The organism is Pseudomonas sp. SO81 (genome assembly GCF_030374125.1).
GTDB lineage: Bacteria > Pseudomonadota > Gammaproteobacteria > Pseudomonadales > Pseudomonadaceae > Aquipseudomonas.
This window is the reverse complement of the sequence record NZ_CP126126.1, coordinates 2,904,176-2,927,221: the sequence shown is the minus strand read 5'-3', so window position 1 is coordinate 2,927,221 and position 23,046 is coordinate 2,904,176. Positions and strand designations below refer to the sequence as shown.

The following is a 23,046-nucleotide window of genomic DNA, read 5'->3' as shown; positions in this document are numbered from 1 at the left end:
CTTCCCTGGGGCGGCTCAGCGCCCCGCGTTCAAGAGTTCTGCCGCACGCACGGCGAAGTAGGTGAGGATGCCATCGGCGCCGGCGCGTTTGAAGGCGGTCAGCGATTCGAGGATCACCGCCTCGCTCAGCCAGCCGTTCTGGATCGCCGCCATGTGCATGGCGTACTCGCCGCTGACCTGGTAGACGAAGGTCGGCACGCGGAATTCACTTTTCACCCGCTGCAGGATGTCCAGGTAGGGCATGCCCGGTTTGACCATGACCATGTCGGCGCCTTCGGCCAGGTCCGCCGCCACCTCGTGCAGAGCCTCGTCGCCATTGGCCGGGTCCATCTGGTAGCTGGCCTTGTTGGCCTTGCCCAGATTGGCCGCCGAGCCGACCGCGTCGCGGAACGGGCCGTAGTAGGCGCTGGCGTACTTGGCCGAGTAGGCCATGATCCGCACGTTGTGCTGGTCAGCCAGTTCCAGGGCCTCGCGGATGGCCTGCACGCGGCCGTCCATCATGTCCGACGGCGCCACCACCTGGGCGCCGGCCTCGGCGTGGGAAAGGGCCTGCTTGACCAGGGCGTCCACGGTCACGTCGTTCATCACGTAGCCGGAGTCGTCGAGGATGCCGTCCTGGCCGTGAGTGGTGAAGGGATCGAGGGCCACGTCGCTGATCACCCCCAACTCAGGGAACTTGGCGCGCAGGGCGCGGATGGCGCGCTGGGCGATGCCGTCCGGGCTCCAGGCCTCGCTGCCGTCGAGGGACTTCTTCTCCAGCGGGGTCACCGGGAACAGCGCCAGGGCCGGAATACCCAGCTCCACCCAGCGCTCCGCCTCCTGCAGCAGCAGGTCGATGGACAGGCGTTCGACGCCCGGCATCGAGGGGATCGCCTCGCGTCGGTTGGCGCCGTCGAGGACGAACACCGGCAGGATCAGGTCGTCGGTAGTCAGCACGTTCTCGCGCACCAGGCGACGGGAAAATTCGTCGCGACGGTTGCGACGCAGGCGGGTAGCGGGGAACAGGCGATTGGCGGGGGTAAAGCTCACGACGGACTCCAGAACCCGCACGGCGGGCGAGTGTGACAGTTGTACCCGGCCATTATGACCAAATAATGTCTGCCACACCCAGACTGCGACGGGCAGCCGCAGTTCCGTGGCTCCCTCAGGCCGTTTGCGCCTGGGCGCGGCCCGGCCAGAACAGCCAGATCAGGCTGGCCAGGCTCCAGATCGCCAGCAGCGCCCAGGACAGACTGCCGCCGCCGATCAGGCCGACCTGCTGGGCCCAGAGCAGCGCCGGCAGGTTGAGGCCCAGGCGCAGCGCCTCCAGAGGGCGGGCGAATGGGCGGTTCTCCAGCCAGGTGCCGATGCAGTACAGACCGAAGGCCACCCACAGCCAGGCGCCGGCCAGCACGCCGAGACTCTGCTGCGCGGCCACGACCAGCAGCCAGCTGGTGCCGGCCACGTAGCTGGCGAACTGCAGGCCGGCGTAGAGCTTCTGGCCACGGCTCAGCGGTACCTCGAACTTGCGGAAGGCGGCCAGGTCCGGCTTGTCGATCGGATAGCGCGCCACCACATCGGCCGGGCGCCAGCCGGTGGGCATGAACCAGATGCGCAGCTTGTCCCACCAGGACTCGGCGCGCAGTGCATCGCGCCACAGCTGGACGTAGAACTGCACATTGGCCCACAGCGGGTTCCAGCTGCGCAGCGGCACGCTCACGCCGAACACCACCGGATGCGCGTCCAGCTCCTCCTGGAAGGTGCCGAACAGACGATCCCAAAGGATGAACACGCCCCCGTAGTTACGGTCCATGTAGATAGGGTTCTGCGCATGGTGCACGCGGTGGTTGGAGGGGGTGATGAAGAACCACTCGAACCAGCCCAGCTTGGGTATGTGGCGGGTGTGAACCCAGTACTGATAGAGCAGGTTGAGCGCGCCGACGGTGACGAACACCACCGGCGAAATGCCGGCCAGAGCCATCGGCAGGTAGAAGATCCAGCTCAGCAGGAAGCCGGTACTGGTCTGGCGCAGGGCGGTGGAGAGGTTGTAGTCCTCGCTCTGGTGGTGCACCACGTGGGAGGCCCAGAACACATTGCGCTCGTGGCCGATGCGGTGGCTCCAGTAGTAACAGAAGTCGTAGGCGACGAAGGCCAGCACCCACACCCAGGGCTCGTCCGGCAACACGGTCAGGTGCAGGTGCTCGTAGGCGAAGGCGTAACCGAGCACGGCGATGGCCTTGCTCAGCAGGCCGCTGGCCTGGGACAGCACGCCGGCGCTGAGGCTGTTCAGCGAATCGGCCAGCCGGTAGGTGCTCACCCCGCGCACGCGATCGGTGATCAGCTCGGCGATGATGAGCAGGAAGAAGAAGGGCACGGCAAGCAGGATCAGGTTCATGGTTCGGCACTGCACAGGTTGACCTAAGCTGATCCTATTCCTGCTCGCCCGACCACTCGCGGCGGCGAATGCCAGCCCGGGTGGCATTTAGCGACATGCCATCGCTCGACGCTGTGTCGGGCAATCGGCGAAACTGGGACATCGACTTATTGCTTGGCCAATGGAGAACAGCATGCACAAACGAGTCGCGGTCATCCTTTCCGGCTGTGGCGTCTACGACGGCGCGGAAATCCACGAAAGCGTGATCACCCTGCTGCGCCTGGATCAGCGCGGCGCCCAGGTGCAATGCTTCGCCCCGAACGTGGTGCAGATGCATGTGATCAACCACCTCACCGGCGAGGAAATGCCGGAGAGCCGCAACGTGCTCACCGAGGCGGCGCGCATCGCCCGCGGCGACGTGATGGACGTGCGCGAACTGAAGGCCGAGCAGTTCGATGCGCTGATCCTGCCGGGCGGCTTCGGCGTGGCCAAGAACCTCTCCAACTTCGCCGTGGAAGGCGCCGGCTGCAGCGTGCAGCCGGACGTCCTGACCGCCGCCCAGGCCTTCGCCCAGGCCGGCAAGCCGGTCGGCCTGATCTGCATCGCGCCGGCCCTGGCGGCGAAGATCTACGGCGAAGGCGTGACCTGCACCCTGGGCGCCGAGGACGACCCCGCCGTGGCCGGCCTCACCGCCATGGGCGGCCAGCACGTCGAGTGCACGGTGGAAGACATAGTCGAGGACACCGAGCGCAAGCTGGTCAGCACCCCGGCCTACATGCTCGCCGAGTCCATCGCCGAGGCCGCCGCCGGCATCAACAAGCTGGTCGACCGCGTGCTGGAGCTGGCCCAGCCGGCGCAAGGCTGATACGGCCATAGTGCGCGGCACACCCGCCGCGCCCCTGGCCAGCGCCGCCGAACTGCGGCAGCGTGGGGCCCTCGACCCGCAGGACAGACCGCCCCATGCAACAACCCTTCGAACTCACCGCCGAGCTGCGCGACGCCGTCACCAGCTTCTTCCAGCGCATCCCCTTCAACCAGGTACTGGGCATTCGCCTGGAAGAGTTGAGCGTCGACAAGGTGGTGATGAGCCTGCCGATGAAGCCCGAGCTGATCGGCAACTTCGTCCAGGGCATCCTGCATGGTGGGGTGATCTCCTCGCTGCTCGACGTGGCCGGCGGCGCGATGGCGCTGATCGGCGCCTTCGAGCGCCACCAGCACCTGCCGGCCAACGAGCGCATGGCGCGCCTGGCCAAGCTCGGCACCATCGACCTGCGCGTCGACTACCTGCGTCCCGGCCGCGGCCAGGCCTTCACCGCCACGGCGGTGCTGCTGCGCTCGGGCAACAAGGTGGCGGTGGTGCGCACCGAACTGCACAGCGACGACGGCACCCTGGTGGCGGTGGGTACCGGCACCTATCTGTGCGGGTAGGTGTTGCTCTGTTCCCTCTCCCTCCGGGAGAGGGGTAGGGAGAGGGAGCCTCAGGCGACTCGGAGCAGTAGGAAACACCCTCACCCCCGGCCCCTCTCCCATGGGGAGAGGGGAGCTAGCGCATCAGGCGGGTCAGGATACGATCCAGCGCATTGGCGAAGGCCTGGCGGTCCTTCTCCGAGTAGGCGGCCTGGCCGCCGCCCATCTGGCCCTGGTCACGCAGATCGGCGAACAGGTTGCGGGTGGCCAGCTTGTCGCCCATGTTGCGCTCGTCGAACTCGCGGCCGCGCGGGTCCAGCGCCGCCACACCCTTCTTCACCAGGCGGTCGGCCAGCGGGATGTCGCTGCAGATCACCAGCTCGCCGGGCACGGCGTGCTCCACCAGATAATCGTCCGCCGCATCCGGGCCGCTCGGCACCACCACCAGCTTCACGCAGGCGAAGTTCGGCCGGGCCACGGCCTGCCCGGCCACCAGCACCACCTCGAAGCCGCGCTTGAGGGCGAACTTCACCAACTGGTCGCGGGCAAGCCGGGGGCAGGCATCGGCGTCGATCCACACACGCATCTTCGGCACTCTTATTCGGACGAGGCCGGCATGGTAGCCGCTGCCACGCGGCGCCGCTCGCCCAACCAGCTGCGCCCGTAGAGCGCGGCGATGCCGGCCAGGGCGAGGGCCTGGGCGCAGAGGCTCCAGGCGTCGGCGTGGATGCCCAGCCAGTCGAACTCGAAGAACGCCACCGGCCGCGTGCCGAGCACGCCGGCCTCCTGCAGGGCCGCCACGCCATGGCCGGCGAACACCACCGAGAGCACGCAGAGCAGCACGGCGTTGGCGCTGAAGAAGGCGGCCAGCGGCAGCTTGCGCGAGCCACGCAGGATCACCCAGGCCAGGCCGAGCAGCACGACCAGGGCGCTGGCGGCACCGGCCAGGACCATGCCATGGCCGGCGGGGCCGGCCTGCAGCCACAGGGTTTCGTAGAACAGGATGACCTCGAACAGCTCGCGGTACACCGAGAAGAACGCCAGCACGGCGAAGCCGAAGCGCCCGCCGCCGCCGACCAGGCTGCTCTTGATGTAGTCCTGCCAAGCCGCCGCATGCCGGCGGTCGTGCATCCACACGCCGACCCACAGCAGCACCACGCTGGCGAACAACGCGGTGGCGCCTTCCAGCAGCTCGCGCTGGGCGCCGCTGATATCGATCAGGTAGGCCGCCACCGCCCAGGTGGCGAAACCGGCCAGCAATGCCAGGCCCCAGCCGATGTGCACGCTGCGCGCGGCCTGCTGCTGGCCGGTGTTGCGCAGGAAGGCGAGGATCGCCGCCAGCACCAGGATCGCCTCCAGGCCTTCGCGCAGGAGGATCAGCAGGCTGGAAAAGAAGCTCAGCGAGTCGCTCATCGCGCCGTCGGCGAGCAGCGCGGCGGACCTGTCCAGCTCGGCCGTGGCGACGGCCAGGGCCTGCTCCGCCTGCGCCAGCGTGACGCCGTCCTGCAGTCCCTGCCGGTAGGCCATCAGCGCCTTCTCGGTGATTTTGCGCTGCTGCGGGTCGAGGTTGTCGAGGGCACCCTCGACCAGCTCGAAACCTTCCAGGTAGGCGCCGACGGAGAGGTCGAAGGCCTGCTCGTGCTCGCCGGCGCGATAGGCCTGCAGGCTCTGCTGCAGGGTGCTGCGGGTGTGCTCGATCAGCTCGCCCGGACCACGCTGCTGTAGCGGCGGATGGGCGCGCTGGGCGCGGAAGGCGGCTACGTCGCCATCACTCGCGGCCACTTCCGCCGGGGTCTTGCCGGCCAGATCGGCCAGGGCGAAGGGCTTGCTCGTGGCCGCCACCGGCGCGGCGGAGAAACCGGCGATATGGCTGGCCAGGTCCCAGCGCTGGCGCTCGTCCAGCTGGTCGGCGAAGGCCGGCATGTCGCTGCCGTCCCTGCCCTGGCCGATCACCACGAACAGGTCGTGCAGGCTCAGGCGGTCCAGCCGCGCAGCGTCGCGCAGATCGCCGGGCGGCGGTTCCAGCCCTAGGGCGGCGGGGCCGTCACCGGCACCGGCGTCGCCGTGGCAGACGGCGCAGTGCTGTGCGTAGAGCGGCGCGCCGCGGCCCGGATCGGGAGTGATGGCCGGCACGGCGGGCTGGGCCAGAGCAGACAGGCTGCCCAGTATGAGCAGGGGCAGCAGGCAGAAACGCATGAGGCGGAGGGCAGACATCGGGACATCCCGGAAGAGCGGAATGCGAATTGTTGCCTGGCTAACGACTTCACTCAAGCAGAAACCGACACATCCTGTAACAACAGCTCGAACAGTCTGTTCGAGTCGCTTACACCGGGGCGCGGCGGACCGTGGCCAGCAACGCGGCGGCGCCGACGAACAGACCGGCGAAGGTGCGGTTCATCAGGCGCTGCTGGCGCGGCGTGCGCAGGGCGCGCAACACGCGGGAGGCCAGGCCGGTGTAGCCGGCCATGACGATCAGATCGACCAGGATCATGGTCACGCCCATGATCAGGTACTGCGGCAGCAGCGGCTCCTGCGGATGGATGAACTGCGGCAGCACGGCGAGCATGAACACCACCGCCTTGGGGTTGCTGGCGTTGACCAGGAAGCCACGCAGCACCAGGGTCAGCGGCCGACCGATGGGGCGTTCGGCGGCGCCGGTGGCCAGGTCGCTGGGCAGCGCGCGCCACTGGGCGATGGCCAGCCACACCAGGTAGGCCACGCCGAACCACTTGATCAGGCTGAAGGCCAGGGCCGAAGCGGAGAGAATGGCGCCGACGCCGGCGGCGACGATGGCGATCTGCAGGGCCAGGCCGATCTGCAGGCCGAGGGCGTTCCAGTAGCCGCGCCAGAAGCCGTACTGCAGGCCGCTGGACATCGAGGCGATGGCGCCGGCGCCCGGCGACAGGCTGATCACCCAGCAGGCGACGAAGAAAGCGAGCCAGGTGTCGAGAGCCATGGCGAGTACCTCGGAAAGCAAAAGGGGCAGGCCTTTCAGCCTACCCCTCCGCTTCAACGCTGCACAGTATCAGTCAGTCCGGCGAACCCTTGCGCAACTGTACCGGTTCGCTGTCCCTGCGCCGCGCCATGGCGCCGCGGATGCGGATGTTGATCGCCTCCACGGCCAGGGAGAAGGCCATGGCGAAGTAGACGTAGCCCTTCGGCACGTGGACCTCGAAGGCCTCGGCGATCAGCACCGTGCCGACCACGATGAGGAACGACAGGGCGAGGATCTTCAGCGACGGATGCTTGTCGATGAACGAGCTGATGGTGCTGGCGGACAGCATCATCACCAGGACCGAGATGACGATGGCGGCGACCATCACCGGCACGTGCTGCACTAGGCCGACGGCGGTGATCACCGAGTCCAGGCTGAAGACGATGTCGATGATGGCGATCTGGATGATGATGCCCATAAAGCCACGGGCCTTGCCGCCGTTCTGCTGGGCCTCTTCGGCACCCTCCAGGCTGTGGAAGATCTCCATGGTGCTCTTGAACAGCAGGAACAGGCCGCCGAAGAACAGGATCAGGTCACGCCCGGAAATGCCCTGGCCGAACAGGTGGAACAGGTCATTGGTGAGCTGCATGACCCAGGTGATCGACAGCAGCAGCAGGATGCGCGTGCCCATCGCCAGGGCTAGGCCGAAGAAGCGCGCCTTCGGCTGCTGAGCCGCCGGCAGGCGGCTGACCAGGATCGAGATGAAGATGATGTTGTCGATGCCGAGGACGATTTCCAAGGCGGTCAGGGTCAGAAACGCGACCCAGATTTCCGGGCTGGTCAGCCATTCCATCTGCGGGATGCTCCGAGAGAGTGAGAGAAGGAGTTCAGCGCCAGCGGCGCACGGTCTTCTGGAAGAACAGGCTGTTGGGCACCTGCAGCAGGCCGCCGCTGGCGTCCGCGCCGTGGTCTTCCAGGGTGGTGTAGAACAGGTTGACGCCGAGCACCCGGCCCTTGATGCCGGGCTTGTCGCCGCCGTCGAGCAACTCGACCGTATCGCCGATGCGGAACGGGCCCATGCTGAAGATCAGCAGGGCGCAGAACATGTTGGAGAGCACGCTCCAGATGGCGAAGAAGGCCACCGCGGCAACGGCAGCGAAGCCGGTCAGTGCCGCCCACAGCACCTCGGCGGACACGCCCAGACGCTCCAGCACCAGCATCGCAGCGCTGCCGACAATCAGCCAGCGCAACAGGCCGCGCAGCGGCAGCAGGATCTCCGTCGGCAGCAGCGTGTAGCGGGCATCCAGACGGGTGATGCCGCGGGTCACGATGCGCTGCGCCAACCAGGCCAGACACAGGATCAGCAGTATCTGCGCGGCGACCACCAGCGGCTCGCGCCAGGCGGCGAGCAGATCCAGCTCCTCCATCAGTCGGCCTCCTCCAGTTGGCGCTGCAGCTCTTCGAGGGTTTCCAGGGCCAGCAGCCATGACTCTTCCAGCTCGGCCTCGACTCCCTTCAGACGCGCCTGCTCGGCCAGCAGTTCACGCAGCTCGTCCTTGCGCGCCGCCTCGTACAGGCCGCTATCGCCGAGCCGCTCCTCGATGGCGGCGAGCTTGTCGTGGACCTTGCCCAGTTCCTTCTCCAGCTTCTCCGCCTCGCGCTTGTGCGGAGCGAGCTGCTGGCGCAGGGCGGCGGCGGCCTGGCGCTGGGCGCGCTTGTCGGTCTTGTCCGCGCTCGGCGCAGTCGCCGCGCTCTGCGGCTGCTGGCGGGCACGGAAGTCGATGAGCCAGCGGGCGTAATCGTTGAGATCGCCGTCGAACGGCTGGATGCGGCCATCGGCGACCAGCATGAACTCGTCGGTGGTGCTCTTCAGCAGGTGGCGATCGTGTGACACCACCAGCACGGCGCCGGCGAAGTCCTGCAGGGCCATGGTCAGCGCCAGGCGCATCTCCAGGTCCAGGTGGTTGGTCGGTTCGTCGAGCAGCAGCAGGTTGGGCTTCTGCCAGGCGATCAGGGCCAGGGCCAGGCGCGCCTTCTCACCACCGGAGAAGTTCAGCACCGGCTCGTCGCAGCGCGGGCCGCGGAAGTCGAAGCCGCCGAGGAAGTCGCGCAGGGTCTGCTCGCGCTCGCTCGGTGCCAGGCGTTGCACGTGCAGCAACGGGCTGGCCTTGGGATCGAGGGCATCGAGCTGGTGCTGGGCGAAGTAGCCGATGGCCAGGTTCTCGCCGCGCGCCAGGCTGCCATCGAGCACGGTGAGATCGCCGGCCAGGGTCTTGATCAGGGTCGACTTGCCGGCGCCGTTGGGGCCGAGCAGGCCGATGCGCGCGCCGGGGGCGAGGCTCAGCTTGACCTTGTCCAGCACCGTCCTGTCGCCATAGCCGAGGCGCGCCTCGGACAGGTTGAGCAGCGGGCTGGAGACCTTGTCCGCCTCGCGGAAGACGAAGTCGAACGGCGAATCGACATGCGCCGGCGCCAGCTCTTCCAGACGCTCCAGGGCCTTGATCCGGCTCTGCGCCTGGCGCGCCTTGGTGGCCTGGGCCTTGAAGCGGGCGATGTACTTTTCCATGTGCGCGCGCTGCGCCTGCTGCTTCTCGTAGGCCTGCTGCTGCTGGGCCAGGCGTTCGGCGCGGGTGCGTTCGAAGGCCGAATAGCCGCCGCGGTAGAGGGTCAGCTTCTGCTGCTCCAGGTGCGCCACATGGTCGACCACCGCATCGAGGAAGTCGCGGTCGTGGGAGATCAGCAGCAGGGTGCCTGGGTAGCTCTTCAGCCACTCCTCCAGCCAGAGGATGGCGTCGAGGTCCAAGTGGTTGGTCGGCTCGTCGAGCAGCAACAGCTCGGACGGGCACATCAGCGCCTGGGCCAGGTTGAGGCGCATGCGCCAGCCGCCGGAGAAATCGCCGACACGCTTGTCCATCTGCTCGGCGGTGAAGCCCAGGCCGGCCAGCAGTTTGCGCGCACGGGCATCGGCCGTGTAGCCCTGGGCATTGTCCAGTTCGGTGTGCAGGCGGGCGATGGCGCTGCCGTCATGCGCCGCCTCGGCCTTGCTCAGCTCGGCCTGAATCGCACGCAGCTGGGCGTCGCCATCGAGCACATAGTCCGTGGCCAGGCGTTCGAGGTTGTCGACCTCCTGGCGCATGTGGGCGATGCGCCAGTCGGCCGGCAGCAGGCAGTCGCCGGCGTCAGGGCCGAGCTCACCGCGCAGCAGGGCGAACAGGCTGGATTTGCCGGCGCCGTTGGCACCGATGAGGCCGACCTTCTGGCCGGCGTGCAGGGTCAGCTCGGCGCCTTCGAGCAGGCGTTGCGGACCACGTTGCAGAGTAAGATTGAGCAGTCGAATCATGATGGCGGCGGAGTCTACCAGCTTCGCCCTACCATAGCCCGGAGAGCCGCATGCCGTCTGACCTGTGGAGTTTTGCCAGTTATTGCTACGCGCGCCCCGGCGTGGAACGGACCTGTCTGCGCCTGCAGGACGAAGGTACCGATGTCTGCCTGCTGCTCTGCGCGCTGTGGCTGGAGCGGCGGCGAGTCGCCTGCGACGCGCAGCGCCTCGAACAGCTGCGCGGTATCGCCGTGCCCTGGCAACGCCAGGTAGTGCAGCCGCTGCGCGAGTTGCGGCGCGGCTGGAAGACCGACAGCGTGAATGACCCAGCCCAGGCGCGGCTGCGCGAGCAGGTCAAGGCACTGGAACTGGAGGCCGAGCAGGAGCTGCTCAGGCGACTGGAAGGGGTAGCGCAGAAATGGCAGGCCACGGACGAAGCCGTGGCCTGGTTGGAGCAGCTGGTCAGCGACCGCGACGCGCGCGAACTGCTGCGCGCCGCGGCCAACCCGGCTTAGACGCCGGGCGGGGTGGTGCCGTTGCCGGCGACCGGTGCGACAGGCGCCGGGGTCGGCGTGGCTGCGCTGGCCGGTGCGGCCGGTTTCGCCGCTGCAAGCTTGGCCGCGGGTTTGGCTACCGGCTTGGCGGCAGGTTTGGCGGCCGCCGGCTTGGCTGCGACCGGCTTCTTCACAGCGGGTTTCGCCGCAGGTTTTGCAGCCGGTTTGGCGGCAGGCTTCGCCGCGGCTTTCACTGCAGGCTTGGCTGCTGGTTTGGCCGCCGCTGGCTTGGCAGCGGGTTTCGCCGCAGCCTTGGCCGCCGGTTTGGCTGCGGGCTTCGCGGCCGGCTTGGCGGCAGCGGCCTTGGCCGGAGCCTTGGCAGCAGCTTTAGCCGGGGCCTTGGCTGCCGGTTTAGCGGCAGGTTTCGCCGCTGGCTTGGCTGCCGGTTTGGCTGCGGCCTTCGCAGCGGGCTTGGCCGCAGGTTTGGCGGTACTCTTCGCAGCAGGTTTGGCGGCAGGCTTAGCGGCTGGTTTGGCTGCCGGCTTGGCGGTGGGTTGGGCCGCACTGGCGGCCTTCTGCGCGGCCGGCTTGGCAGCCGGTTTTGCCGCAGTCTTGGCAGCAGGTTTGGCAGCGGCTTTGCTGGCCGGTTTGGCCGCGGCTTTTGCAGCAGGCTTAGCGGCCGGTTTCGCAGTAGGTTTTGCAGCGGCCTTGGCGGCAGGTTTGGCAACGGGTTTGGCGGCGGCCTTCTTAGCCGCCGGTTTGGCTGCCGGCTTCACGACAGTCTTGGCGACGGCGCGGCTGCTGAGCGCCTTGTTCGCCGCCTCACGTACCTTGCCCACGCCCTGGGCGAGCTTCAGGCTCTCCTGGGCATCGCGCTTGAGCTGCACGATGTAGGCGCGGGTCTCGGCCTGACGGGTCTTGAGGCTGGCGAGCAGGTCTTCCAGTTCGGCCACGGCGGCCTTGGCCTTATCCTGCGCCTTGGCCTTGCCGGCCTTGGCAGCGTCCTGCAGTTTGGTGCGAGTGTCGTGGAGTTTTTCTTGCGCCTTGCCGCGCTGCTTTTCCAGTTTGGTGAGCAGTTCTTCGGCGTCGACCAGAGCTTGCGCGCAGGCCTTTTCCAAATGTTCGAGCAGGCTGTGGGAGAGTTGCTGAAGCAGATGCAAAGGGGTGCTGACGGACTTCTTATTGTTGGTCGGCATGGCGTGCCTCCTAACGGACGTTGGTGCTCCCCATACTAGACGGCTGACTCGCCGGTCGCTAGCACCCGCTTCGGCAACAGGCATAATCGCCGAAAAATTCTGCGGAGACTTCCACCATGTTGCGTCATTCGTTGTTGCTGTTGTGCCTGCTTCCCGCCCTGTCGCCGGCCGCGAATCAGGACGAGGATCTGGCCTACAGCCTGGGCGCGCGACTGGGCGAAAGACTGCACGGCGAAGTACCGGATCTACCGCTGGATGCCCTGCTCCAGGGCCTGCGCCAGGCCTATCGCGGCGAGGCTCTGCGCCTGCCGCCGGAGCGCATCGACGCCCTGCTCGAAGCCCACGAACAACGCATGGCACAGAGCCGCGAAGAGCAGGCGCGAATGGCCGAAGGGCGCTTCTTCGCCAAGGAAAAATCCCAGTACGGCGTGCGCGAACTGGAGGGTGGCGTACTGGTGCGCGAGCTACGTGCTGGCAGTGGACGCAAGCCATCGGCGAACAGTCGGGTGAAGGTGAATTACCGCGGCGAGCTGGCCGATGGCAGCCTGTTCGACCAGAGCGAAGGCGCGCAATGGTTCCGTCTCAGCGCCCTGATTCCCGGCTGGCAAACGGCGCTGCGGCAGATGCCGATCGGCGCGCGCTGGCGCGTGGTGATTCCCGCCGCGCAGGCCTATGGCGAGGAAGGCGCAGGCGATCTGATTCCGCCGAACGCGCCTCTGGTGTTCGAGGTGGAGCTGCTGGATGTGGCCGACTGATGGTGATCGCCCGACCATGAAAAAAGCCGCCTGAAGAGGCGGCTTTTTTTGTGCGGCTCGCTATTCAGAGCGGAGTCGCGGTGACCTGGTGCTGATGGGAGTTGTGCAGCACTTCGATCAGGCAGTCTTCCAGCTCGAAGCGCTCGTGCAGCAGCTGCCCGAGGCGTTTCAGTTCGGCATTGAGGGAGGCGGCGTCGCGGCAGTCGCCGTTGTCACAGCGATCATTGAAGGCCAGCGCCACTTCGGTGATGGCTTCGATGCGCGGGTAGATCTGCTTGGCCAGTTCCAGGCCGCGCTGATCACCGAAGGCCTTGGCCTCGACGGTGAGCTGCTCGTACACCTCGAAGTGCCCGGCGGAGACATAGTCCACCAGAATTTCGCAGAAGCGCTGCACGTCCTGGGTGTTGTTGGCGACGCCCTGAGGCTTGTCGCAGAGCCCACCGAAAGCGCTCACCAGCTCATGACGTTCCTGCAGCCAACGGTCGATCAGCTGGTGTACACCGCCCCAGCGTTCCTGGGCGTTCTGGCAGCTCTCGAGCATGATGTCCTCACTTCCCTTACTGGTGAATGCTGAATACGCCAGCCCCGAGACATTTTATTGTCAGCTCGCGGGTTCTCGGAGAATGCCTCGCCGAAAACGGCGGATTACTGGCGAAGCGTAGGGCCAGAGTATGCCCACTCGACGCGGGCATCAAGTCATGCCGATCGGAAAAAATCAGACGCGCTTCAGCGACGACGCAGCAGCTGGAACAGCGCGAACAGGATCATGCCGATGAAGGCCAGCAGGCTCCACTCCGGCACGCTCAGGCCGAACAGGGTCCAGGTCACTTCGGCGCAATCGGCGGTGCCATGGAACACCAGGCGCACGATTTCTTGCAGCGGCAGGGCCTCCATCATGAACTCCAGACTCGGCAGGCAGGCCTCCAGCTGATCGGCCGGCACGTTCTGCAGCCACACCTGGCGCGCCGCGGTACCGGCACCGCCGGCGGCGAACAGCAGGGCCAGCACGGCGTACACGCGCTGCCCGGTGCGCGCCGGACCATGGATGGCGGCGATCAGGCAGACCAGGGCGAAGAGGATGACGAACACGCGCTGGACGATGCACATCGGGCAGGGGTTCAGGCCGACCGCATGCTCCAGATAGAGGGCTCCGCCCATCAGGGCCAGGCAGCCGAGGAAGGCGAGCAGGAATAGGGAACGCGGGGTGGCCAGCGCCATGGGAACTCCGATGCGGGGCGAGAAAGGCGCCTACGGTAGAGGAAAGCTGACCGGCCTTTCAAGGCACCGGCAGACGCCCCGTCAGCGACAGGGCGCCGCACGTCAGCCGGGCGGCGGGCCGCTAGTGTGCGGGTTGCGGCAGGTGCGGCAGGCGCTGGCCCTGCAGCAAGAGCATCTCCTGCAGCAGGCGATTGCTGCCCTCGACGTCGCCCTGGCTGGCCAGCAGGCGCGCCAGCTCGGCACAGGTCTCGGCGCTGCGGGAGAACTCCAGGCTGATCTCGAAATACTCGCGGGCCTTGCCCCACAGGCCGTTCTGCAGGCACAGGCGACCCAGGCTGAGCAGCAGCAGCGGGTCCTGCGGATGCTGCTTGAGCAGCCCCTCGGCGGTCTGCAGCTGACGCGCCGGATCGCGCCCGCGCAGCTGGCCGTAGAGGCGCATCAGGCGCGCGTCGTAGCCCTGCTTGAGGGCTTTGCGCAGCACCTCCTCGGCCTCTTCCTGAGCGCCCAGCGCACGCAGCTGACCGGCGTAGGCCAGGAGCAATTCGGCATCCTGGCGCTGCGCCGAGGACAGCTGCTGCCAAGCCACGGTGAGCGGCTGCAGGGCTACCTCGCCCTGGTTCAGCCCCTGTTCGCCGGCAGCCTGCAGACGGGCGATCCACACCTTGCGCTCCAGCTCGGCCAGCGCCTCGCCTTCCAGCACCTTGGTCTTGCGCAGCTCCGGCAGCAGGTCGAGCAGCGCCGCCCAGTCACCGCGTTCGACCAGGGTGCGCTGCAGCTGCTCCAGCACCAGGTGGTGACGCGGATGGCGCTCGCGCATGGCCTGCAGAGTGTCCAGCGCGCCCTGCAGATTGCCCTGCTCGCGCTGCAGCTCGGCATGGGTCAGGGCGATCGCCAGCTCGGCCTGGGGCTGGCGCTGCAGGGCGTGCTCCAGCAGCTCCTCGCTCTCCTCCACACGGCCCAGCTTGTGCGCCGCGCGTGCCGCACCCAGGTAGTACATCAGCGGCTGACGCTCGCCTTCGGCGGCCAGGCGCAGATGACGCACGGCGCGCTCCCAGCGGCCCTCGATCAGGTCGAGCAGGCCCTTGTCGGCGGCCAGTTGCTGACGACGGCCGCGCTGGCGGCGCGACCAGGGATTGACCAGCCCGCCGGACACCAGCAGCAGGCGCACCAGCCAGCGCAGCGTCCACAGCAGCAGCACGCCGACCACGATCAGCAGCAGGAACACCCACAGGCTCGACTCGTAGCGCAGGCCCTTCCAGGCAATCAGCACATAGCCGCTGTGTTCGACGATGGCCAGGCCGAGCGCAGTGGCGGCGGCCACCACCAGGATCAGCAGCAGAGCGGCCCGGATCATTGCCCGCCCTCCTCGATCGCCTCGACATCGGGTTCGAGCGCGGGCTCGGCTTCGGTCTCGGGCATCAGCTCGGCGGCTTCGCGACGCTTGAGATAGGCCTGCAGCCCGGTCAGAGCGTCATCCAGCTTGGGCATGCTGGCGACCACCTTCTGCCCGCTCAGCTCGCCGATGCGTTTCTGCATGGCCTGCACGGCCTGGTTGTCGCGATCGAAGTAGCTGTCCAGCACCTCGCTGGCGGAGGCCAGGGCCTGGCGATAAACCTCCTGCTCGCCATTCAGCGCGCCCCACTGGGCCTGCTCCAGGGCCAGCGCCAGGGTCAGGCGCACCTGCGCCAGGCTCTGCCCGGCCAGCTGCGGACGCACGTCCTGGTCGGCATGCAAATCGATGCGCACGTAACGCGACAACTCTTCCCACAGCGCCTCCCAGCGACTGCTGTCGCTGGCGTTGACGCTGCTCTGCACTTCCGCCGGCAGGATGTATTCGGGGGCCAGCATCTGCAGCTGGGCAACCTGGCCACGCAGGGCGGCCAGTTGCAGGAACAGACCGCTGCGGTCCACCTGGGGCAGGCTGCGCAGCGCCTCCAGCACCTTGATCAGCTCGCCGCGGGCGGCGAAGGCCTGCGGATCGTTCTGTGCGCGCAAAATATCGTCGGCGCCCTGCACCAGGGCCACGGCGCTGTCCACGTCCTGCAACGCGCTGAGGCGCAGCATGGCCAGGCGCAGCAGGTGCTCGGCCTCGGCCAGGCGCCAGTCCTCGCGGCTCTTGCCGAGCAGGCCGGAGAGGCTCTGGGCCAGGCGCTGCTGCTCGCCCTGCAGGCTCACCAGCAGGTCGCGCTGGGTGGCCAGTTCGTCCGCCGTGGGCAGGCCGGCCAGGCGTTTGGCGACGTGCTCCTCGCTGGCCTTGACCCGCTCTTGGGCGGCCTCGCCGGCTTGCCGGAGCTGCGCCAGCTGTTGCGCGGCCTGGCCCTGTTGCTGATACAGCTGCCAGGCACTCCAGCCACCCGCACCGAGGGCGGCCAGGCCAACCAGCAGCGCCAGCCAGGCCGGGCCACGGCCCTTGGCCTTGGGCGCGACGGCCAGCGGCGGCTGATCGACCGGGATTTGCGGGGTCTGTTCGCTGATCTGCGGGGCTGTTTCGCTCACGTGTCCTTCCTTTGCTAGTGGGCCGGCGCCGGAGTAGCGCGCAGGGCCGCCAGAACAGCCGCAGCACTGGCGCCGCGACAATCGATGACCTGCCGTGCGCCCGCCGCGCGGGCCATCTCGGCCACCCGCGGACTGGGCACCAGCAAGGGTAGCCGAGCCAGCTCCGCCCAGGCATCGGCGGCCAGCTGGCGGAGGTTGTCCAGGCCTTGCGCGCTGCTGACCAGCATGGCGTTCAGCCGTGACTCCTCGATCACTCGCGCCAGCGTACCGGCAGGGTATTGAGGCCGTATACGGCGATAGAGTTCCAGATAGTCCACGCGCACGCCACGCTGGCGCAGGGTTTCGGCGATCAGTTCACGACCGCCCTCGCCGCGCATGATCAGCACCCGCGGGTTCGGCACCCGCAACGCCTCGTCCAGCTGTGGCAGCGCCAGCAGCGCCTCGCTGTCATCGCCCGCACTCGGGCAACTGGCTTGCAGGCCGTGGGGCTGCAGATATTGGTCGAGAATCTGTGCGGTGGCGGCGCCGACGCTGAACCAGCGCGGGCCGCTTGGCGGCTGTGCGCAATGGCGGGCCAGCAGATCGAGGCCCAGGCGCGCCGCCGGCTTGCTGACCACGATCACAGCGCAATAACGCTGCAGATCAAGAATGGTGGCGCGCTGCTCGGGCGTCTCGGCCAGGGCTTCGGTCTCCAGCAGCGGCAGGCTGCGGCTGAACACTCCCGCCTCGGCCAGTGTCGCGGCCAGGGCCTCGCACTCGGCGGCCGGGCGGGTCAGCAGCAGGCGCCAGCCCGTCACTCGCCAGCGGCCTCGCCATAGACCGCCTTGAGGATGGTTTCCGCGCCTTGGGCCAGCAGTTGCTCGGCCACCTGCACGCCGAGCACCTCGGCGTCTGTGCCGCGGCCTTCGGCGCGCAGCAGCAGGCCGCCATCGGGCTGGCCGACCAAGCCGCGCAGCCAGATCTGCTCGCCTTCGAGCAGCGCATAGCAGGCGATGGGCACCTGGCAGCCGCCATTGAGGCGCTTGTTCAGCGCGCGCTCGGCGATTACGCGGGTGGCGGTCTCGGCGTGGTGCAGCGGCGCCAGCAGGGCATGGATCTCGCTGTCGGCGCTGCGGCATTCGATGCCCACCGCGCCCTGGCCACCGGCCGGCAGGCTGTCGTCGACGCTGATCGAGGAGCGGATGCGCTCTTCGAAGCCGAGGCGGATCAGGCCGGCGGCGGCGAGAATGATGGCGTCGTACTCGCCGGCATCCAGCTTGGCCAGGCGGGTGTTCACATTGCCACGCAGGAACTGGATCTTCAGGTCCGGCCGGCGCGCCAGCAGCTGGGCCTGGCGGCGCAGGCTGGAAGTGCCGACCACGCTGCCGGCCGGCAGGGCGTCGAGGCTGTCGTAGGTATTGGAGACGAAGGCGTCGCGCGGGTCTTCACGCTCGCAGATGCAGAACAGGCCGAGGCCTTCGGGGAAGTCCATCGGCACGTCCTTCATGGAGTGCACGGCGATGTCCGCCTCGTGCTCCAGCAGGGCGGTTTCCAGCTCCTTGACGAACAGGCCCTTGCCGCCGATTTTCGCCAGGGGCGCGTCGAGCAGCTTGTCGCCGCGACTGACCATGGGCACCAGACTGACTGTCAGCCCCGGATGGGCTTGCTCCAGACGGGCTTTGACGTACTCGGCCTGCCACAGGGCCAGGGCGCTCTTACGGGTGGCGATGCGGATTTCGCGGGACATGGGCAATTCCAGGAAGCGGACTGCCGCGGATGATAACAGGATGACCAGCGCCCGCCCGCAGGCACAATCGCCGCAGGCGTTCGCGTGCGGCGCTACAGGCTGTGCATCAGCTTGCGCACGCCGGCCACATGACGCCGGCTGACGGTCAGGGCATCCGGACCGAGGCCCTTGAGGTAGAGCTGGAAATGCCCCAGCGGCGTGCGCTGCAGGCGCTCGATGCGCTCGCGGGCAACCAGGGCGTTGCGGTGGATGCGCACGAAGCGCTCACCGAACTCGTCCTCCAGCGCCTTCAGCGGCTCGTCCAGCAGCACCTCGCCACCCTCGTGGCGCAGGGTCACGTACTTGTGATCGGCGATGAAGAAGATCACCTGCTCCAGCGGAATCAGCTCGATGCCCTTGCGGGTGCGCGCGCTGATATGGCTGCGCGGGCCGGCGCCGTTGTCGCCACCGGACGGGCGAGTGAGGGCGGCGAGCTGCACCCGGTTGGGCCGCTCGGCCTTCTTCAGCGCGGCGGCCAGCGCCTCCGGCCGCACCGGCTTGACCAGATAGCCGACGGCGCTGACGTCGAAGGCCTCCAGGGCGAATTCATCGTGGGCGGTGCAGAAGATCACCGCCGGCGGCGCCTCGCGCTCGCACAGCTTGGCCGCTACCTGCAGGCCATCGAGGCCGGGCATGCGGATATCCAGCAGGACCACGTCCGGCCGCAAGCTGTCGATCAGCGTCAGAGCCTCTTCACCATTGCTGGCCGAGGGCTCGAGGACACGGTAGCCATCGAGTTCACCGACCATGCGGGCCAGTCGCTCGCGGGCAAGGGGTTCGTCATCGACGATCAGCACATTCATATTGCTCGGGCTTCCTGCATGAGTCTCGAACAAGGATAGCGTAGACAGGTGAAGTGTCGCCCGTCACGGCGATCCACGCTGAGACTCGCGCCGGGGCCGAAAAGTGCCGCCAGACGCGCGTCGATATTCACCAGTGCCTGGTGGGTGCCGCGCGACGGCTGCTGTTCGGCGCTTTCCTGGTAGGGGTTGCTCACACAGAGCTGGAACACCCCGTCCCGGTAATCCGCCTCGATCCGTACCAGACCGCCCTCGATACGCGGCTGGATGCCATAGATAAGCGCATTCTCCAGCAGCGGTTGTAGGGTCAGCTGGGGGATCGGCAAGTCCGTCGGCACGTTTTCCACCTGCCAATCCAACTGTAGCCGGTCGCCGAGCCGATAGTGCTCGATCGACAGATATCTCTTCGCCAATTCCAGCTCATCGCCCCAGGCCACCAGGGTGCCGGGCTTGGCCAGACTGGCGCGGAACAGGTCGGACAGATCGAGCACCGCCTGCTCGGCCTTGAGCGGGTCGATGGCCACCAGGCTGGCGATGCTGTTCAGGCTATTGAACAAAAAATGCGGGCGGATGCGCGCCTGCAGCGACTCGATCCGCGCCTTCAGCTCCGCCTGCTGCTGCTTGCGCCACTGGCTCTGCAGGTAGAAGTAGCGCAGCAGCAGGGCCGACATGATCAGGCTGATCAGCGCATGGCGCAGGTACAGGTTGACCTCGCCATCGCGCGGCAGCGGCCCGCCCAGCTCGTAGTAGTCGGCCACCGCCGTGCAGCCCAGCGACAGCCCCACCACCAGGGCGCAGCACAGAGTGCCGGCCAGGGCCGCGCGCAGCCGCGCCAGCAGCGGGCGCAGGCGGCACAGCAGCGCGGCGGAGAGCAGCACTATCCACTGCACGAACAGCGAGGTCAGCGCCAGACGCACCCAGTTGAAGCCCGGCTGCATCGGCTCGGACAGCACCAGCACCAGCACCAGCAGCTCGGCCAGCAGCACCAGGCTGAGCAGCGCCTCGGGCTCGCACAGCTCCGGCAGGAAGAAATCGTCGTCCGGGGCGAGGGTGCGCCCGTTGTTGAACCAGTGGATTTTCATCCGCGCAGTTTCCTTGTGTGCCCCTGGGGCGGCAAGCCAGAGCGCTCCGGCCGGGCTAAAACGGGTGCCCAAATGCCGCCTCGCGCTGAAAACTGTGACGCGCCCTGCAGATCGGCGCGGCCTCGGTTTTCCCGGCAAGGCTGTTATTATCGGCACACTTTGTCCGTTTCGCAGGCGCCGCGCCTGCCCAGTCCCGCGAGTTCTGCCATGAGCCTTGAGAAGACCAACCAGTCCTGGGGCGGCCGCTTCAGCGAGCCCGTCGACGCCTTCGTCGCCCGCTTCACCGCCTCCGTCGACTTCGACAAGCGCCTCTATCGCCACGACATCATGGGCTCCATCGCCCACGCCACCATGCTGGCCAAGGTCGGCGTGCTGACCGCGGACGAGCGTGACGCCATCGAGGCCGGCCTCAAGCAGATCCAGGGCGAGATCGAGGCCGGCCAGTTCGACTGGCGCGTCGATCTGGAAGACGTGCACATGAACATCGAGGCGCGCCTGACCGATCGCATCGGCGTCACCGGCAAGAAGCTGCATACCGGCCGTAGCCGCAACGACCAGGTGGCCACCGACATCCGCCTGTGGCTGCGCGACGAAATCGACCTGATCCTCGGCGAAGTCACCCGCCTGCAGCAGGGCCTGCTCGGCCTGGCCGAAGCCGAAGCGGACACCATCATGCCCGGCTTCACCCACCTGCAGACCGCCCAGCCGGTGACTTTCGGCCACCATCTGCTGGCCTGGTTCGAAATGCTCAGCCGCGATTACGAGCGTCTGGTCGACTGCCGCAAGCGGGTCAACCGCATGCCGCTGGGCTCGGCCGCCCTGGCCGGCACCACCTACCCCATCGCCCGCGAGATCACCGCCGAGCTGCTGGGCTTCGACCAGGTCGGCGGCAATTCGCTGGACGGCGTGTCCGATCGCGACTTCGCCATCGAATTCTGCGCCGCCGCCTCCCTGGCCATGATGCACCTGTCGCGCTTCTCCGAAGAGCTGGTGCTGTGGACCTCGGCGCAGTTCCAGTTCATCGACCTGCCCGACCGCTTCTGCACCGGCTCCTCGATCATGCCGCAGAAGAAGAACCCGGACGTGCCGGAACTGGTGCGCGGCAAGACCGGCCGCGTGTTCGGCGCCTTGACCGGCCTGCTGACCCTGATGAAGGGCCAGCCGCTGGCCTACAACAAGGACAACCAGGAAGACAAGGAACCGCTGTTCGACGCCGCCGATACCCTGCGCGACAGCCTGCGTGCCTTCGCCGACATGGTTCCGGCGATCAAGCCCAAGCGCGAGATCATGCGCGAGGCGGCCCGCCGCGGCTTCTCCACCGCCACCGACCTGGCCGACTACCTGGTGCGCAAGGGTCTGCCCTTCCGCGACTGCCACGAGATCGTCGGCCACGCCGTGAAGTACGGTGTCGACAGCGGCAAGGACCTGGCCGAGATGAGCCTCGACGAACTGCGCCAGTTCAGCGACCAGATCGGCGACGACGTATTCGCCGTGCTGACCCTGGAAGGCTCGGTCAACGCCCGCGACCATATCGGCGGCACCGCGCCGAACCAGGTCCGCGCCGCCGTGGCCCGCGGCAAGGAACTGCTGGCGACGCGCTGATCGCCACACCGGGAAAGGGACTTCCGATGGATGCACTGCTGCATGGCCTGGGCGCGCTGCTCAGGTGGCTGGTCCTTGGGCTGATCCAGGGCCTGCTCGAATGGCTCTTCCTCCAGCTCTGCTATGCCCTGGGCTGGCTTGCCCTGCGCCTGCTGACGCTGGGCCGCCATCCGCGTCAGCCCCTGCGCCAGGCCGATCCGGATGTACCGCGCAACGTCTGGATCATCGCCCTCGGCTTTATCTGTCTGGTCGGCCTGATTGCCGGCCTGATCATTCGCAATGGCTGAACACTTCGAGAACCTGTCCATGAGCCTGCATATTCGCCCCGCCACCGCCGACGACGCCGCACTGATCCTGCGCTTCATCACCGACCTGGCCATCTACGAGAAGGCCGAGCACGAGGTGAAAACCGACGTGGCCGGCATCCGCGACAGCCTGTTCGGCGAAGGCAGCACCACCCACGGCCTGATCTGCGAGCAGGATGGCGTCCCGGTCGGCTTCGCCGTGTATTTCTTCAGCTACTCGACCTGGCTGGGCAAGCACGGCATCTACCTGGAAGACCTCTACGTCGCGCCCGAGCACCGCAAGCTCGGCGCCGGCAAGGCGCTGCTGCGGCACCTGGCCCAGCTGGCCGTGACCAAGGGCTGCGGGCGCATGGAATGGGCGGTGCTGGATTGGAACACCCCAGCCATGGAGTTCTACGAAGCCTTCGGCGCCCGTCCCAAGGACGACTGGGTCTGCTACCGCCTGACCGGCCAGGCCCTGCTCGACTTCGCCGCCGGCTGACAACCGTCCGGCGCCCTGCACTTGGGGCGCCAATCCGGCTCGCGTATGTTGGCCGCCAGTTCTCGCGCCACTCAGGCTGTACCCATGCGCCCACTACTCGCCCTGCTCGCTCTACTGGCCACCACCCTCACCTGGGCCACGCCGCTGGCTATTCCCGCCAACGCCAGTTGGCACCTGCAACTCAACGGCACGCTGCAGAAGCCCAATCGTCAGGTCTACGACATCGACCTGTACGACACGCCCAAGCAGACCATCACCACGCTCAAAGCTCAGGGCCGCATCGTCATCTGCTACTTCAGCGCCGGCACCTGGGAAGACTGGCGCAGCGACGCCAAGCTCTACCCCAAGGCCGCCATTGGCAAGCCGCTGCCGGAGTGGCCGGGTGAGCGCTGGCTGGACTACCGCCGCAACGATGTGCGCGCACTGCTGGCCAAACGCCTGGACCTGGCGCGTGGCAAGGGTTGCAACGGCGTCGACCCGGACAACGTGGACGGCTACGCCAACGACAACGGTCTCAAGCTGACCAAGGCGCAGCAGATCAGCTTCAACCGCTGGCTGGCCGGCGAGGCGCACAAGCGCAACCTCAGTATCGGCCTAAAGAACGCCGTCGACCTGCTGCCGCAGCTGGCCGATCACTTCGACTTCGCCGTCAACGAGAGCTGCTACCAGTACAAGGAATGCGGCGGTTACGCGGCCATGCGCCGGCAGGGCAAGCCGATCCTCATCGCCGAGTACCGGGCCTACAACGCCAAGCTATGCAGCAGCGCCAAGACCTCGGGATTCCGCCTGCAGTTCTTCAATCTGGACCTGAAGGGGACCGGCAAGGCCTGTCCCTGAC

At 67.6% G+C, this 23,046-nt stretch carries 25 protein-coding genes; 8 read left to right on the top strand and 17 right to left on the bottom strand.

Going from position 1 to position 23,046, the window contains the following annotated elements; genetic code table 11:
• Positions 1-15: 15 nt before the first annotated feature.
• Both hemB and OH686_RS13670 read right to left on the bottom strand, forming a co-directional pair.
• On the bottom strand, positions 16-1,029 hold the full coding sequence (gene hemB / locus OH686_RS13675; protein WP_289533259.1) for a porphobilinogen synthase: 1,014 nt from the start codon (positions 1,027-1,029) through the stop codon (positions 16-18).
• Between the two features lie 115 nt (positions 1,030-1,144).
• The gene (locus OH686_RS13670) at positions 1,145-2,374 is read right to left on the bottom strand and encodes a sterol desaturase family protein (RefSeq protein ID WP_289533257.1); all 1,230 of its coding nucleotides are present in this window, start codon (positions 2,372-2,374) and stop codon (positions 1,145-1,147) included.
• A gap of 172 nt (positions 2,375-2,546) precedes the next feature.
• Here OH686_RS13670 and elbB point away from each other — a divergent pair, with 172 nt between their 5' ends.
• Positions 2,547-3,218 (top strand): isoprenoid biosynthesis glyoxalase ElbB, encoded by a 672-nt coding sequence (gene elbB, locus OH686_RS13665; RefSeq protein WP_289533256.1) that lies wholly within the window; start codon positions 2,547-2,549, stop codon positions 3,216-3,218.
• 95 nt (positions 3,219-3,313) lie between these two features.
• On the top strand, positions 3,314-3,781 hold the full coding sequence (locus tag OH686_RS13660) for a thioesterase family protein (protein ID WP_289533255.1): 468 nt from the start codon (positions 3,314-3,316) through the stop codon (positions 3,779-3,781).
• A gap of 115 nt (positions 3,782-3,896) precedes the next feature.
• On the opposite strand, the gene OH686_RS13655 is transcribed toward OH686_RS13660, so the two are convergent.
• The 6 genes from OH686_RS13655 to OH686_RS13630 all read right to left on the bottom strand — a co-directional run bounded on the left by OH686_RS13655 (position 3,897) and on the right by OH686_RS13630 (position 10,035).
• Positions 3,897-4,346, bottom strand: a complete 450-nt coding sequence (locus tag OH686_RS13655; protein ID WP_192399863.1) for a YaiI/YqxD family protein — start codon at positions 4,344-4,346, stop codon at positions 3,897-3,899.
• A gap of 11 nt (positions 4,347-4,357) precedes the next feature.
• The gene (locus OH686_RS13650; protein WP_289533251.1) at positions 4,358-5,974 is read right to left on the bottom strand and encodes an FTR1 family protein; all 1,617 of its coding nucleotides are present in this window, start codon (positions 5,972-5,974) and stop codon (positions 4,358-4,360) included.
• Positions 5,975-6,083: 109 nt separating this feature from the next.
• On the bottom strand, positions 6,084-6,716 hold the full coding sequence (gene rhtB / locus OH686_RS13645; protein WP_289533249.1) for a homoserine/homoserine lactone efflux protein: 633 nt from the start codon (positions 6,714-6,716) through the stop codon (positions 6,084-6,086).
• A gap of 73 nt (positions 6,717-6,789) precedes the next feature.
• Positions 6,790-7,548, bottom strand: a complete 759-nt coding sequence (locus OH686_RS13640; protein WP_289533247.1) for a TerC family protein — start codon at positions 7,546-7,548, stop codon at positions 6,790-6,792.
• Between the two features lie 34 nt (positions 7,549-7,582).
• Complete coding sequence (locus OH686_RS13635) at positions 7,583-8,122, bottom strand: mechanosensitive ion channel family protein (RefSeq protein WP_289533245.1); 540 nt, start codon at positions 8,120-8,122, stop codon at positions 7,583-7,585.
• Positions 8,122-10,035: an ATP-binding cassette domain-containing protein gene (locus OH686_RS13630; protein ID WP_289533243.1), complete on the bottom strand. Its 1,914-nt coding sequence runs from the start codon at positions 10,033-10,035 to the stop codon at positions 8,122-8,124. The genes OH686_RS13635 and OH686_RS13630 overlap by 1 nt, the downstream gene beginning before the upstream one ends.
• Before the next feature lie 50 nt (positions 10,036-10,085).
• Here OH686_RS13630 and OH686_RS13625 point away from each other — a divergent pair, with 50 nt between their 5' ends.
• Positions 10,086-10,529: a TIGR02444 family protein gene (locus tag OH686_RS13625; protein ID WP_289533241.1), complete on the top strand. Its 444-nt coding sequence runs from the start codon at positions 10,086-10,088 to the stop codon at positions 10,527-10,529.
• On the opposite strand, the gene OH686_RS13620 is transcribed toward OH686_RS13625, so the two are convergent.
• Complete coding sequence (locus OH686_RS13620; protein ID WP_289538966.1) at positions 10,526-11,704, bottom strand: AlgP family protein; 1,179 nt, start codon at positions 11,702-11,704, stop codon at positions 10,526-10,528. The two genes, OH686_RS13625 and OH686_RS13620, sit on opposite strands and share 4 nt — an antisense overlap.
• A gap of 116 nt (positions 11,705-11,820) precedes the next feature.
• Between OH686_RS13620 and OH686_RS13615 the strand changes: the two genes are divergently transcribed.
• Positions 11,821-12,459 (top strand): FKBP-type peptidyl-prolyl cis-trans isomerase, encoded by a 639-nt coding sequence (locus OH686_RS13615; protein ID WP_289533239.1) that lies wholly within the window; start codon positions 11,821-11,823, stop codon positions 12,457-12,459.
• A gap of 64 nt (positions 12,460-12,523) precedes the next feature.
• Here the strand turns inward: OH686_RS13615 and rsd are convergent, their stop codons facing one another.
• The 8 genes from rsd to OH686_RS13575 form a co-directional block, all read right to left on the bottom strand.
• Positions 12,524-13,000, bottom strand: coding sequence for a sigma D regulator (gene rsd / locus OH686_RS13610; RefSeq protein ID WP_137974647.1), 477 nt, complete (start codon positions 12,998-13,000; stop codon positions 12,524-12,526).
• A gap of 185 nt (positions 13,001-13,185) precedes the next feature.
• Positions 13,186-13,677, bottom strand: a complete 492-nt coding sequence (locus OH686_RS13605) for a disulfide bond formation protein B (RefSeq protein WP_137974646.1) — start codon at positions 13,675-13,677, stop codon at positions 13,186-13,188.
• 121 nt (positions 13,678-13,798) lie between these two features.
• Positions 13,799-15,031, bottom strand: a complete 1,233-nt coding sequence (locus tag OH686_RS13600; RefSeq protein WP_289533237.1) for a heme biosynthesis HemY N-terminal domain-containing protein — start codon at positions 15,029-15,031, stop codon at positions 13,799-13,801.
• The gene (locus OH686_RS13595) at positions 15,028-16,173 is read right to left on the bottom strand and encodes a uroporphyrinogen-III C-methyltransferase (protein WP_289533235.1); all 1,146 of its coding nucleotides are present in this window, start codon (positions 16,171-16,173) and stop codon (positions 15,028-15,030) included. Before OH686_RS13595 ends, OH686_RS13600 begins: the two co-directional genes overlap by 4 nt.
• Before the next feature lie 14 nt (positions 16,174-16,187).
• A complete protein-coding gene (locus tag OH686_RS13590) occupies positions 16,188-16,970 on the bottom strand; it encodes a uroporphyrinogen-III synthase (protein ID WP_289533233.1) in 783 nt (260 codons plus the stop codon).
• Positions 16,967-17,899 carry a hydroxymethylbilane synthase gene (gene hemC / locus OH686_RS13585; protein WP_289533231.1) on the bottom strand — a complete coding sequence of 311 codons (933 nt, stop codon included), beginning with the start codon at positions 17,897-17,899 and terminating at the stop codon, positions 16,967-16,969. The genes OH686_RS13590 and hemC overlap by 4 nt, the downstream gene beginning before the upstream one ends.
• A 92-nt stretch (positions 17,900-17,991) precedes the next feature.
• Entirely contained in the window at positions 17,992-18,741 is a 750-nt protein-coding gene (locus OH686_RS13580; RefSeq protein ID WP_137974642.1) for a LytR/AlgR family response regulator transcription factor, read from the bottom strand.
• The gene (locus OH686_RS13575; RefSeq protein ID WP_289533229.1) at positions 18,738-19,820 is read right to left on the bottom strand and encodes a sensor histidine kinase; all 1,083 of its coding nucleotides are present in this window, start codon (positions 19,818-19,820) and stop codon (positions 18,738-18,740) included. Before OH686_RS13575 ends, OH686_RS13580 begins: the two co-directional genes overlap by 4 nt.
• A gap of 207 nt (positions 19,821-20,027) precedes the next feature.
• Between OH686_RS13575 and argH the strand changes: the two genes are divergently transcribed.
• From argH to OH686_RS13555, 4 genes are all read left to right on the top strand, one after another.
• The gene (gene argH, locus OH686_RS13570) at positions 20,028-21,422 is read left to right on the top strand and encodes an argininosuccinate lyase (protein ID WP_289533227.1); all 1,395 of its coding nucleotides are present in this window, start codon (positions 20,028-20,030) and stop codon (positions 21,420-21,422) included.
• Positions 21,423-21,448: 26 nt separating this feature from the next.
• The gene (locus tag OH686_RS13565; protein ID WP_289533225.1) at positions 21,449-21,709 is read left to right on the top strand and encodes a hypothetical protein; all 261 of its coding nucleotides are present in this window, start codon (positions 21,449-21,451) and stop codon (positions 21,707-21,709) included.
• 19 nt (positions 21,710-21,728) lie between these two features.
• Positions 21,729-22,208, top strand: coding sequence for a GNAT family N-acetyltransferase (locus OH686_RS13560; RefSeq protein ID WP_289538963.1), 480 nt, complete (start codon positions 21,729-21,731; stop codon positions 22,206-22,208).
• Positions 22,209-22,292: 84 nt separating this feature from the next.
• Positions 22,293-23,045: an endo alpha-1,4 polygalactosaminidase gene (locus OH686_RS13555; RefSeq protein ID WP_289533223.1), complete on the top strand. Its 753-nt coding sequence runs from the start codon at positions 22,293-22,295 to the stop codon at positions 23,043-23,045.
• The last annotated feature ends 1 nt before the right edge of the window (position 23,046 follow it).